12 protein-coding genes are annotated in these 11,809 nt (G+C 63.6%); 8 read left to right on the plus strand and 4 right to left on the minus strand.

What is annotated here, in order from left to right:
- Positions 1-27: 27 nt before the first annotated feature.
- Positions 28-1,122, plus strand: coding sequence for a BMP family ABC transporter substrate-binding protein (locus tag G5S42_RS19710; protein ID WP_176108326.1), 1,095 nt, complete (start codon positions 28-30; stop codon positions 1,120-1,122).
- Positions 1,123-1,231: 109 nt separating this feature from the next.
- Here G5S42_RS19710 and G5S42_RS19715 read toward each other — a convergent pair whose 3' ends face one another.
- Complete coding sequence (locus G5S42_RS19715; protein ID WP_018435559.1) at positions 1,232-1,441, minus strand: dodecin; 210 nt, start codon at positions 1,439-1,441, stop codon at positions 1,232-1,234.
- 247 nt (positions 1,442-1,688) lie between these two features.
- On the opposite strand from G5S42_RS19715, the gene G5S42_RS19720 reads away from it, so the two are divergent.
- Both G5S42_RS19720 and G5S42_RS19725 read left to right on the plus strand, forming a co-directional pair.
- A complete protein-coding gene (locus tag G5S42_RS19720; protein ID WP_176108327.1) occupies positions 1,689-2,630 on the plus strand; it encodes an NAD(P)-dependent oxidoreductase in 942 nt (313 codons plus the stop codon).
- 93 nt (positions 2,631-2,723) lie between these two features.
- The gene (locus tag G5S42_RS19725) at positions 2,724-4,316 is read left to right on the plus strand and encodes an ABC-F family ATPase (RefSeq protein ID WP_176108328.1); all 1,593 of its coding nucleotides are present in this window, start codon (positions 2,724-2,726) and stop codon (positions 4,314-4,316) included.
- A gap of 102 nt (positions 4,317-4,418) precedes the next feature.
- Here the strand turns inward: G5S42_RS19725 and G5S42_RS19730 are convergent, their stop codons facing one another.
- The 3 genes from G5S42_RS19730 to G5S42_RS19740 form a co-directional block, all read right to left on the minus strand.
- Complete coding sequence (locus G5S42_RS19730; protein ID WP_246392037.1) at positions 4,419-5,303, minus strand: uracil-DNA glycosylase; 885 nt, start codon at positions 5,301-5,303, stop codon at positions 4,419-4,421.
- Between the two features lie 43 nt (positions 5,304-5,346).
- Positions 5,347-5,550, minus strand: a complete 204-nt coding sequence (locus G5S42_RS19735; RefSeq protein ID WP_090800501.1) for a DUF1289 domain-containing protein — start codon at positions 5,548-5,550, stop codon at positions 5,347-5,349.
- Between the two features lie 123 nt (positions 5,551-5,673).
- Positions 5,674-6,975 (minus strand): Nramp family divalent metal transporter, encoded by a 1,302-nt coding sequence (locus tag G5S42_RS19740; RefSeq protein ID WP_176108329.1) that lies wholly within the window; start codon positions 6,973-6,975, stop codon positions 5,674-5,676.
- Positions 6,976-7,509: 534 nt separating this feature from the next.
- Here G5S42_RS19740 and G5S42_RS19745 point away from each other — a divergent pair.
- From G5S42_RS19745 to G5S42_RS45215, 5 genes are all read left to right on the plus strand, one after another.
- On the plus strand, positions 7,510-8,610 hold the full coding sequence (locus tag G5S42_RS19745; RefSeq protein ID WP_176108330.1) for a polyamine ABC transporter substrate-binding protein: 1,101 nt from the start codon (positions 7,510-7,512) through the stop codon (positions 8,608-8,610).
- Between the two features lie 90 nt (positions 8,611-8,700).
- Positions 8,701-9,867 (plus strand): ABC transporter ATP-binding protein, encoded by a 1,167-nt coding sequence (locus G5S42_RS19750; protein WP_176108331.1) that lies wholly within the window; start codon positions 8,701-8,703, stop codon positions 9,865-9,867.
- Positions 9,864-10,796, plus strand: coding sequence for an ABC transporter permease subunit (locus tag G5S42_RS19755; protein WP_176108332.1), 933 nt, complete (start codon positions 9,864-9,866; stop codon positions 10,794-10,796). The genes G5S42_RS19750 and G5S42_RS19755 overlap by 4 nt, the downstream gene beginning before the upstream one ends.
- Complete coding sequence (locus G5S42_RS19760; RefSeq protein ID WP_176108333.1) at positions 10,793-11,611, plus strand: ABC transporter permease subunit; 819 nt, start codon at positions 10,793-10,795, stop codon at positions 11,609-11,611. The genes G5S42_RS19755 and G5S42_RS19760 overlap by 4 nt, the downstream gene beginning before the upstream one ends.
- 45 nt (positions 11,612-11,656) lie before the next feature.
- Positions 11,657-11,782, plus strand: a complete 126-nt coding sequence (locus tag G5S42_RS45215; RefSeq protein WP_281375039.1) for a hypothetical protein — start codon at positions 11,657-11,659, stop codon at positions 11,780-11,782.
- The last annotated feature ends 27 nt before the right edge of the window (positions 11,783-11,809 follow it).

Raw genomic sequence — 11,809 nt, forward strand, 5'->3', positions numbered from 1 at the left:
ATTCGCTCATCACGACAGGGGAAAAACATGAAGAGAAGAAATCTGCTGACCGCTTTCGCGTGGGGTGCGGCGTCGCTGGCACTCGCCGCGCCGCTCGCGCAAACCGCGCAGGCCGCCGATGTGCCGGGCGTCGCGTTCGTTTATCTCGGCAATCCGGGCGATGCCGGCTGGACCTTCGCGCACGATCAAGGCTCGCGCGAAGCCGAAGCGAAGTTCGGTAACCGGATCAAGGTCACGCGCGTCGAGAACGTGCCGGAATCGGCCGACTCCGAGCGCGTGTTCCGCGATCTCGCCAACAAGGGCAACAAGATCATCTTCGGCACGAGCTTCGGCTTCCAGGACTTCCAGCTGAAGGTCGCGAAGGACTTCCCGGACACCATCTTCCTGCACGCGACCGGCTACAAGAAGGCGCCGAACTTCGGCACCTACGACGTGCGCATGTACCAGGGCGCATATCTGGCCGGCGTCGCCGCGGGCTACGTGACGAAGAGCAACACGCTCGGCTTCGTCGCGTCGGTGCCGATTCCGGAAGTGGTGCGTAACATCAACGCGTTCACGCTGGGTGCGCGCTCGGTGAACCCGAAGGTGCATACGAAGGTGATCTGGATCAACAGCTGGTTCGATCCGGGCAAGGAAAAGCAGGCCGCCGAAACGCTGATCGGCCAGGGCGCCGACGTGCTGCTGCAAAACACCGATTCGAGCGCGACGCTCGCCACAGCTTCGGAGAAGCACGTGCACGCGTTCGGCTGGGATTCGGACATGAAGAAGTTCGGTCCTGATGCGCATCTCGGCTCGGTGGTCGCGCACTGGGGCGTGTACTACAGCGCGGTGATCCAGCAGGTGCTCGACGGCAAGTGGAAGAACGATCCGGTGTGGTGGGGCATTCCGCAGAAGGCCGTCAACCTCGAAAACCTGAACACGTCGGCGATTCCGGCCGATGGGCAGAAGCAGGTCGCCGCCAGGCGCGAAGAACTCGCGAGCGGCAAGCGCGACGTGTTCACTGGCCCGATCAAGGATCAGTCGGGCACGGTGAAGGTGCCGGAAGGCAAGACCCTGACCGATGCGGAATTGCAGCGCCTGAACTGGTACGTCGAGGGTGTCGACGGGGCGCTGCCGAAGTAAAGCGGGCGGTCCGCTATTGAAAAAAAGCTGCATCCAGCCTGGGCTGGATGCAGCTTTTCTGTTTGCGGCCTGCGCGTGGCAGCGCGCAAGCGTGTCGTGCGGTCGCCGCTCAGTCCTCGATGCGCAGGCCGACCTTCAGCGTGACCTGCCAGTACGCGACCTTGCCGTTCTCGATCTGGCCGCGCGTTTCCGTGACCTCGAACCAGTGCAGATTGCGCAGCGTTTCCGACGCTTTGGCAATCGCGGTGGTGATCGCGTCGTCGATCGATTTCTTCGACGAACCGGTCAGTTCGATCTTCTTGTAAACGTGTTCTGACATGAATTCCTCCTTGGTGTGCGCCGCTGGTCGATAAAACGCTGCTCGGAAACGCGCATGGAAAAAGTATAGGCAACGGTTCGCGCAGTCCGTCAGACATATGCGTGCTCGCGAGCGTCATCGCTTGCGCGGCGGATCAAACGTCTTTGCCCGGACCATCGATGCCGCACGTCGCGTGCCCGGTATCGCTTGGTCGTTATCATGTGTACGCAACATAACCCATTCAATCTGATAGCAACGAGGTTCGAACGTGGAAATTGGTTTTTGCGGCCCCGGTCTGATGGGCGCGCCGATGATCCGGCACCTGCTGCGCGCGGGCCATACCGTGCATGTGTGGAACCGCACGCGAACGAAGGCCGAGGCGTTGCGGGCCGAGGGCGCGCACGTCGTCGATGCGCCGCGTGAGCTGGCCGCGCGCTGCGACGCGGTGCTGCTGTGCGTCGCGGACGCGGCGGCGGTCGAACAGACCGTGTTCGGCCCGGCGGGGCTGCTCGATGGCGATTCTTCGACTCCGCGCCGTGTGCGCTGGATCGTCGATCATTCGAGCATTGCGCCTGTCGCGACGCGCGCGCTGGCGCGACGGGTGGCGGATCTCGCCGGGCAGCGCGGGATGGCGGGCGCGGGAGCCTGTCGGGATGGCGCTTCGATCGGCTGGATCGACGCACCGGTGTCGGGCGGCGTCGCCGGCGCCACGGCGGGCACGCTCGCGATCATGGCAGGCGGCGCGGCCAGCGATCTCGCCGCGGTGCGCCCCTTGCTCGATGCCTATGCCGCCCGCGTCACGCACATGGGCGAGGTCGGCGCCGGGCAAACCGCGAAGCTGTGCAATCAGGCGATCGTCACCGCGACCGTCGCCGCGATCGCCGAGGCGGTGAGCCTCGCGCAGCGCAGCGGCATCGACGCCGCGAAGCTGCCCGAGGCGCTCGCCGGCGGCTGGGCCGATTCGGTGCTGCTGCGGACCTTCGTGCCGCGGATGACGCAAAGCGATCTCGCGCCGATCGGCGCGTTGCGCACGTTCCAGAAGGACGTCGATACGGTTGCGGCGGCCGCCTACGAGACCGGCACGCCAATGCCGGTCGCGTCGACGGTCCAGCAATTGCTGCGACTCGGTGCCGCGATGGGGCTCGCCGACGCGGATTTTTCGGCCTTCATCGACATTCTGCAGACGCCGCGCGACGGCTCGAACGGGTGACGCGCGCCGCGGCGGGCGAACTGTCGGGCTGAAATCTCTAAACCTGCTAAAATATTGGGTTTTTCGCCGATATCACATTCAAAGGGACGCGCCGTGCTGTCTACTGCCAATATCACCATGCAATTCGGGCCGAAGCCCCTCTTCGAGAACATTTCGGTCAAATTCGGGGAAGGGAACCGCTATGGCCTGATCGGTGCGAACGGCTGCGGTAAATCCACCTTCATGAAGATTCTCGGTTCGGATCTGGAGCCGAGCTCGGGCAACGTGATGCTCGAGCCGAACGTGCGTCTGGGCAAGCTGCGTCAGGACCAGTTCGCATACGAAGACGTGCGCGTGCTCGACGTCGTGATGATGGGCCACACCGAAATGTGGGCCGCGATGACCGAGCGCGACGCGATCTACGCGAACCCCGACGCGACCGACGACGACTACATGCACGCGGCCGAACTCGAAGCGAAGTTCGCCGAGTACGACGGCTACACGGCCGAAGCGCGCGCGGGCGAACTGCTGCTCGGCATCGGCATCGCGATCGAAGACCACAACGGCCCGATGAGCAACGTCGCACCGGGCTGGAAGCTGCGCGTGCTGCTCGCGCAGGCGCTGTTCTCGAAGCCGGACGTGCTGCTGCTGGACGAGCCGACCAACAACCTGGACATCAACTCGATCCGTTGGCTGGAGGATATTCTGAACCAGTACAACTCGACGATGATCATCATCTCGCACGACCGGCACTTCCTGAACCAGGTCTGCACGCACATGGCCGACATGGACTACGGCACGCTGAAGGTCTATCCGGGCAACTACGACGACTACATGCTCGCGAGCACCCAGGCGCGCGAGCGTCAGCAGGCCGCCAACGCGAAGGCGAAGGAGCGCGTGGCCGATCTGCAGGACTTCGTGCGCCGCTTCTCGGCGAACAAGTCGAAGGCACGCCAGGCGACCAGCCGTCTGAAGATGATCGACAAGATCAAGATCGAGGAATTCAAGCCGTCGTCGCGGCAGAATCCGTTCATCCGCTTCGAGTTCGAGAAGAAGCTGCACAACATCGCGGTGGTCGCCGAGAGCATTTCGAAGAAGTACGAGCGCTCGATCTTCAATAACTTCAGCATCAGCGTGCAGCCGGGCGAGCGTATCGCGATCATCGGCGAGAACGGCGCGGGCAAGACCACGCTGCTGCGCTCGCTGCTCGGCAATCTGCAACTCGATCACGGCACGGTGAAGTGGGCGGAAAACGCGAACGTCGGCTACATGCCGCAGGACACGTACGAAGAGTTTCCGAACGACGTCACGCTGATGGACTGGATCGACCAGTACCGCAAGGAAGGCGACGACGAGCAGATGGTGCGCGGCACGCTCGGCCGCCTGCTGTTCAATGCGGACGACATCCGCAAGTCGGTCAAGGTGCTGTCGGGCGGCGAGAAAGGCCGCATGATCTGGGGCAAGCTGATGCTCGGCCGCCACAACGTGCTGCTGATGGACGAGCCGACCAACCACATGGACATGGAGTCGATCGAGTCGCTGCAGATCGCGCTGGACAAGTTCGAAGGCACGCTGATTTTTGTTTCGCACGACCGTGAATTCGTCAGCGGCCTCGCGAACCGGATCATCGAAGTGCGCACGGACGGCACGCTGAACGACTTCGGCGGCAACTATGAGGACTTCCTGACGAGTCAGGGCGTTCAATAAGCGCTGGTCGCTGGTTTTCAGCGATTCCCCTGAGGCCCATGCTGGCAGTTTGCCGGCGTGGGCCTTTTGTTTTGGTGGCTAGCCGGTGCCCCAGGCGCTGGACTAATGCCGGCTCAGCGCGAGCCGTCGAATGACTTCATCCAGCTTACCCATGGGGCGATTCTTCGCTTGAACCGCGCTATTTGCAGGTTTCGCCGCTCTAGCTGTAGGGTGCCTCACGAGTTCGTGCAGCGGCCGCATCGGGTGACTGAGCAGCGCGCTTTCCGCTTCCCGTCCAAGCGCAACGAACCGCACGTTTGGAGGGAACAGGCCGATGAAGTCAGTCAGAATCTGGACTGTCGCATGTAGCTCTGGATTCGTTGGGCGGCGGTTGCTTTCGGTGTCTTCGTCCGCGAACGGATGAAACGGGAATGCATTCCATAGCGCAAACTCGGTTGGATCGAAGCCATTGGAAAGCATCGTCTGCCAGACGACCGAGGCCGTTCTCTCATAGACACCGTATTCGCGGTCCGTCATTCGAGGCAGCGCATCGCGGCAACTGGTGCGGGTTGCCGAACCCGGCAGATAGTCCGGTAGCGGGCCGCGCTCCGTTCTCCTGGCGAAGCCGTTGAGCTTCGCATCGTTGCCAAGCAGAATCCGCTCGGAGGTCATCGCGATGCCGGTGAAACGTCCGCCGCGGCAGCTCAGCGCTTCCGCAATCAGGATCACCTTGACGCTCGTCCGGCGGGCTTGCAGGTAGGCTGCGAGCTGTTGCTGGCGAATCAGTGGCGCGTTGATGCCGGGCTGATCGCGTTCATCGGTCTCGGACCACGGATTGAACACGTGGGCCATTCGGCGCCATTGCGCGAGGCACTGAACGAAGTCCCTGGTGGTGGTCATGGAGCCGAAGTTTTCCGAAGCGTTCCCGGGTTTGGATGCATGTGCTTCCAACGCGCATAGAGGAAAACACAAAACAAAAAAATGCCGGGACATCCCGGCATTCTTCATGGTCGCAAGCAACCTCGGACTGCGATGCGTGCAGACGACCGGCTCACACCTTGTCGTTCTGAAAGCGCATCGCCGTACCTTCCCGTTCGATCCGGGTCCAGATCGCGCGTTTTTCCTCGTCACTGAGGAACACCCAGTTCGACACTTCGGTCGCGGTGCGGCCGCAGCCTTTGCAGACCTCGTCGAAGAGCGTGGAGCAGACGCCGATGCACGGGCTGTCGGGAAGATCGTGGAGATTCGAAGTCATCGGAAACCTTGGGCGGGGAGGCAAAGTTCCGCTATGTTAACCGATGCGCGGAGCGTGCCTTGCAAGCGGCGTCAGCGCGATGCGAAGTTCACGACGACCGCGCGCCGACGTCCGCGGCCGCCGTCATGCTCCGGTCGCCAGCTGCCACAACAACGCGCCGTTGAGCGCAATGATGAACCACGCCGACAGCCAGGCCAGCACGAGCGGCAGGCCGTGCACGCGCCAGCCGCGCATCAGCGTCGGATCGGACGCACAGCGGATCAGCGGCACGACCGCGAGCGGCAATTGCAGGCTCAGCACGACCTGGCTCGCGACCAGCAACTGATTCGAGCCATGCTGGCCGAACATGCCCACCGCGAGCAGGGCCGGCCCGATCGCGAGCGCACGCGTGAGCAGTGCGCGTTTCCAGCGCGGCAAGCGCAGCCGCAGGAAGCCCTCCATCACCGCCTGACCGGCCAGCGTGCCGGTGACGGTCGCGCTGAGTCCGCACGCGAGCAGCGCCGCCGCGAACAGGATGCCGGCCCAGCGGTTGCCGACGAGCGGCGCGATCAGCCGATGCGCATCGGCCAGATCGGTGACGTCGCGATGGCCGCTGGCATAGAACACGGCGGCCGCGACGATCAGCAGCGCGGCGTTGATCACGAACGCGAACGCAAGCGAGCCGAAGGTGTCGATATTGACGACGTGCAGCGCGGCCTTGATCTGCGCGTCGCTGCTCTCGGGCGCGTGATGCTTGACGAGCGCCGAATGCAGATACAGGTTGTGCGGCATGACCGTCGCGCCGACGATGCCCGCCGCGAGCCACAGCATGCCCGCGTTTCTGATCAGCTCGATGCTCGGCGCGGTGCCGGCGAGCGCCGCGTGCCAGTCGGGCCGCGCGAGCGCGAGCTGCACGACGAAGCACAGACCGACGAGGCCGATCAGCGCGGCGATCACCGCTTCCAGCCTGCGGCCGCCTTTCTGCCGGAGCGCGAGCAGCGCGAACGTGCAGACCGCCGACATCAGCACGCCGACCGTCAGCGACACGCCGAGCAGCAGTTGCAGCGCGACCGCGCTGCCGACCACCTCGGCGACGTCGACGGCGATGATCGCGACTTCGCTAGTCAGCCATAAGAACAGCGTCGCGCGCCGGCCATTGCGCTCGCGGCACAGTTGCGCCAGATCGCGCCCGGTCACGACGCCGAGGCGCGACGACAGCCATTGCATCAGCATCCCCATCAGGCTCGCCAGCAGGACGATGCCGAGCAGGCGGTAGCCGTAGCCCGCGCCGGCGCCGAGCGCGGTCGCCCAGTTGCCGGGGTCGATATAGCCGACCGCGATCAGCGCGCCGGCGCCGAGGAACGAGAACCAGTGCACCGGACGCGTCGGCTCGCCCGGCAGACGCCGGCGCCGGTTGGGACGCATCGCGAAAGGATTGGTGTTCATCGTGCCAGAGCTTCCGGGAAACGCAGCCTGTTGCAAGTCATATGCCCACCGCAGGCGCGCAGCGGCTGGCCGGCCGTCGCGCGGCGACGTCGCGCAATCCGCATCAATGGATCATGATAGGAGCATTCGAGCCGTCGTGGCGAAGCCGGTGTGCGTGAAAGGTGCGCTGCCGCGCCGACGCGGCTCTGCACCGGCATGCAGCGTCCGGCACCCGCGCGGGCGCGGGCGGCGCCCCGGCCAGGTGCGAGCCGACGCCGACCTGACAAGCAGATAACAGCGACGCGACGAAACCCCCGCAACCTGCGCCAGCGCGGGGAAAGCGCGACCGCGGCGCGCGTATTTTCCGGTAGACACGCGCCGATAACCCGTTAAAATTGCGGCCATTTTGCAAGGGTGCGGCCAGAGCCTGTACCGTTTGCGCGACAGCTCCGGGTTTTTTTTGGAGTGGGCAATAATTGGTGGTAGTTTTCGGGGTTTTCAGGGGGCCGTGCACGCGAGCGCGCGGCTTGAGTGACGACGGGAGCGGAGAACGGGATGAACAAACGGATAGTGGGGCAGGTGGCGGCGCTGATCTTGTGCGCGGCGCCGTGGTTGACGGCCGCTGCGAAAGATACGCAGCTGAACGTGTATAACTGGTCCGACTATATCGCGAAGGATACGATCCCGAACTTCACGAAACAGACCGGCGTTCAGGTCAAGTACGACAACTACGACAGCGACGACACGCTGCAGGCGAAGCTGCTCACCGGCAACTCGGGCTACGACATCGTCGTGCCGACCAGCAACTATGCGGGCAAGCAGATCGCCGCGGGCATCTTCGAGCCGCTCGACAAATCGAAGCTGCCGAACCTGAAGTACCTCGACCCGTCGCTGATGGCGCTCGTCGCCGGCGCCGATCCGGGCAACAAGTACGTGGTGCCTTGGGCGTACGGCACGACCGGCCTCGGCTACAACGTGACGAAGGTCCAGCAGATCCTCGGCAAGGACGTGCCGCTCGATAACTGGGACATTCTGTTCAAGCCGGAAAACATCTCGAAGCTGAAGGCCTGCGGCGTGTCGGTGCTCGACGCGCCGGACCAGATGTTCGCGGCCGCGCTGCACTACATGGGCAAGGACCCGATGAGCACGAACCCGGCCGACTACCGCGCCGCGCTCGAAATGCTGAAGAAAATCCGTCCGTACATCACGCAGTTCAACTCGTCGGGCTACATCAACGACCTCGTCGGCGGCGACGTGTGCTTCGCGTATGGCTGGTCGGGCGACGTCGTGATCGCCAAGCATCGCGCGCTCGAAGCGAAGAAGCCGTACAAGATCGAGTACTTCGTGCCGAAGGGCGGCGCGCCGGTGTGGTTCGACGTGATGGCGATTCCGAAGGACGCGAAGCACAAGGAAGCCGCACTCGAGTGGATCAACTACATCGAGACGCCGCAGGTGCACGCCGCGATCACCAACGCCGTCTACTACCCGAGCGTCAATATGGAAGCGCGCAAGTACGTGGACAAGGACGTCGCGAACGATCCGGCCGTGTACCCGTCGCCGGAAACCATCAAGAAGCTGTTCCTGTTGAAACCGCTGCCGCAGGAAATCCAGCGGCTGCAAACGCGACTGTGGACCGAGTTCAAGTCCGGCCGCTAAGCGCGGCAACAAACAGATAAGAAGCCTATGAAGCCCTCGGTGTTCACCGGGGGCTTTGTTCGTCAAACGCCGGAGTGAAGCAGCATTATGATGAGTAGTGACCAGCCGGGCGTGCTGGCCGGGACGGCCGTGCCGTCGACGGGCCCGAGCGCCGTTACGGGAGACACAGCGGAGCAGTTCATCCAAATCGTCGACGTCGTGAAGAAGTTCGGCGAGACCGTCGCGGTCAAAGGGGTCAACCTGACGGTGAAGAAGGGCGAACTGTTCGCGCTGCTCGGCAGTTCGGGCTGCGGCAAGTCGACCCTGCTGCGCATGATGGCCGGGCTCGAAACCGTGACGTCGGGCAAGATCCTGATCGATGGCGAAGACCTCGCGCAACTGCCGCCGTATCGCCGGCCGGTCAACATGATGTTCCAGTCGTACGCGCTGTTCCCGCACATGACGGTCGAGGCGAACGTCGCGTTCGGCCTGAAGCAGGAAGGCGTGCCGAAGGCCGAGCTGAAAGACCGCGTGCACAACGCGCTCGAACTCGTGCAGATGGGCCGCTTCGCGAAGCGCAAGCCGCATCAGCTGTCGGGCGGCCAGCAGCAGCGCGTCGCGCTCGCGCGCTCGCTCGTCAAGCGGCCGAAGCTGCTGCTGCTCGACGAGCCGATGTCGGCGCTCGACAAGCAGATCCGGCAGCGCACGCAGATCGAGCTCGTCAACATTCTCGACCAGGTCGGCGTCACCTGCATGATGGTCACGCACGATCAGGAAGAAGCGATGACGATGGCCAACCGCCTCGCCGTGATGAGCGAAGGCCAGATCGTGCAGCTCGGCACGCCGCATGAAGTCTACGAGTATCCGAACAGCCGTTTCTCGGCGGAATTCATCGGCTCGACCAATCTGTTCGAAGGCCGCACGGTCGAGGACGAACCCGATCACGTGTTTATCGAAACGCCGGATCTGACCTGCCGTTTGCACGTCAATCACGGCATCACCGGTCCGCTCGGCATGCCGGTGACGATCTCGGTGCGGCCCGAACGCATCGCGCTCACGCGCAAGCCGCCCGAGGGCGCCTACAACTGGGGCAAGGGCGTCGTCACGAATATCGCGTACATGGGCGGCTATTCGCTGTATCACGTGAAGCTCGACGGCGGCAAGACCGTCATCGCGAACGTGACGAGCCTCGCGCTCACCGAAATCGATCCGCCGTCCTGGGGCGACGAAGTCTATGTGCGCTGGAGCGCATCGGCCGGCGTGGTGCTGACGTCATGAAAGAAGCGCTTGACTCGTTTTTCACGTGGCCCGTGCGGCGTCTGAAGCTCACGGGACGTAGCGCGGTGGTGGCGGGACCGTTCATCTGGCTGCTGCTGTTTTTCCTCGTGCCGTTCCTGCTGGTCGTGAAGATCAGCTTCGCCGATTCGCAGCTCGGCATTCCGCCGTACACGCAGCTCGTCACCTTCGCGGAAGGCGCGCTGCACATCACGCTCGATCTATCGCACTACGCGTTTCTGCTGACCGACAGCCTGTACTTCGCGACCTATGTGAATTCGGTCGTGGTCGCGGCGATTTCGACCCTGCTGTGTCTGCTGATCGGCTATCCGATGGCGTACTACATCGCGCGCTCCAATGCAGCCACCCGCAATCTGCTGATGATGGCCGTGATGCTGCCGTTCTGGACTTCGTTCCTGATCCGCGTGTACGCATGGATCGGCATTCTGAAGAACAACGGGCTGCTGAATAACTTCCTGATGTCGGTCGGCCTGATCCATACGCCGATCGAGCTGTATCACACGAACACGGCGGTCTACATCGGCATGGTCTATTCGTACCTGCCGTTTCTCGTGATGCCGCTTTACGCTCACCTCGTGAAAATGGACCTGACCTTGCTCGAAGCCGCCTACGACCTCGGCGCGAAGCCGTGGAAGGCGTTCTGGCAGATCACGCTGCCGCTGTCGAAGAACGGCATCGTCGCGGGCTGCCTGCTGGTGTTCATTCCGGCGGTCGGCGAGTACGTGATTCCTGAGCTGCTCGGTGGCGCGAACACGCTGATGATCGGCCGCGTGATGTGGAACGAGTTCTTCGACAACGCGGACTGGCCGATGGCGTCCGCCGTCACCTGCGCGATGGTGTTGCTGCTGCTGGTGCCGATGGCGCTGTTCCAGCGTGCGCAGGCGAAGGCATTGGAGGAGGGCCGCCAATGAAACCGAATCGCATGCTGCAGCTGATTGCTCTCGGCATCGGCTTTCTGTTTCTGTATATCCCGATCGTTAGCCTCGTCGTGTATTCGTTCAACGAATCGCAACTGGTCACGGTGTGGACACGCTTTTCGACACGCTGGTACGCGGCGCTGTTGCGGGACGACGAGCTCATCACGTCGGCGTGGCTGTCGCTGCGGATCGGCTTGCTGACGGCGTTCGCGTCGGTGATCATCGGTACGTGGGCCGGCTTCGTGCTCGCGCGGATGGGGCGCTTTCGCGGCTTCACGCTGTACACGGGCATGATCAACGCGCCGCTGGTGATCCCCGAAGTGATTCAGGGCATTTCGCTGCTGCTGCTGTTCATCGAAATGGCGCGCTGGATCGGCTGGCCGGCCGAACGCGGCATCTTCACGATCTGGATCGGCCACGTGATGCTGTGTATTTCGTACGTCGCGATCATCGTGCAGTCGCGCGTGCGGGAGCTGCATCCGTCGCTCGAGGAAGCCGCGCTCGACCTCGGCGCGACTCCGTTGCGGGTGTTCTTCTCCGTGACGCTGCCGCTGATTTCACAGGCGCTGGTGTCGGGCTGGCTGCTGTCGTTCACGCTGTCGATCGACGACCTCGTGCTGTCCGCGTTCCTGTCGGGTCCCGGCTCGACGACCTTGCCGCTCGTCGTGTTCTCGCGCGTGCGTCTCGGCCTGAATCCGGAGATGAATGCGCTCGCGACGCTGTTCATCGCGGTCGTCACGGTCGGCGTGGTCGCGGCGAACTTCTTCATGCAGCGCGCGGAGCGCAAGCGGGCCGTGATGGCGGTTTGAGGTCGCGCGACGCGTTGGGCGCCTTCATTTCTTCTGGCGATAGCGATGCTCGAGTCCCTTCTGCGCGTGCTGGACTGGCAGCCGCTTTATCGGCTGTGGGAGCTGATCGTGATCATCGTGAAGTTTCTATGGGAGCTGTTGCGATTGCTGAGCGGTGGCGGAGGGCAGTGATTGCGCCTGCCGCCGCGCGAGGCCGAT

The organism is Paraburkholderia youngii (genome assembly GCF_013366925.1).
GTDB lineage: Bacteria > Pseudomonadota > Gammaproteobacteria > Burkholderiales > Burkholderiaceae > Paraburkholderia > Paraburkholderia youngii.

Coding starts and splice junctions, on each gene's coding strand:
- G5S42_RS19755 (WP_176108332.1), top strand. CDS start 9,864: ATGAAAGAAGCGCTTGACTCGTTTTTCACGTGGCCCGTGCGGCGTCTG.
- G5S42_RS19740 (WP_176108329.1), bottom strand. CDS start 6,975: ATGAACACCAATCCTTTCGCGATGCGTCCCAACCGGCGCCGGCGTCTG.
- G5S42_RS19710 (WP_176108326.1), top strand. CDS start 28: ATGAAGAGAAGAAATCTGCTGACCGCTTTCGCGTGGGGTGCGGCGTCG.
- G5S42_RS19760 (WP_176108333.1), top strand. CDS start 10,793: ATGAAACCGAATCGCATGCTGCAGCTGATTGCTCTCGGCATCGGCTTT.
- G5S42_RS45215 (WP_281375039.1), top strand. CDS start 11,657: ATGCTCGAGTCCCTTCTGCGCGTGCTGGACTGGCAGCCGCTTTATCGG.
- G5S42_RS19730 (WP_246392037.1), bottom strand. CDS start 5,303: ATGAAGAATGCCGGGATGTCCCGGCATTTTTTTGTTTTGTGTTTTCCT.
- G5S42_RS19750 (WP_176108331.1), top strand. CDS start 8,701: ATGAGTAGTGACCAGCCGGGCGTGCTGGCCGGGACGGCCGTGCCGTCG.
- G5S42_RS19735 (WP_090800501.1), bottom strand. CDS start 5,550: ATGACTTCGAATCTCCACGATCTTCCCGACAGCCCGTGCATCGGCGTC.
- G5S42_RS19745 (WP_176108330.1), top strand. CDS start 7,510: ATGAACAAACGGATAGTGGGGCAGGTGGCGGCGCTGATCTTGTGCGCG.
- G5S42_RS19715 (WP_018435559.1), bottom strand. CDS start 1,441: ATGTCAGAACACGTTTACAAGAAGATCGAACTGACCGGTTCGTCGAAG.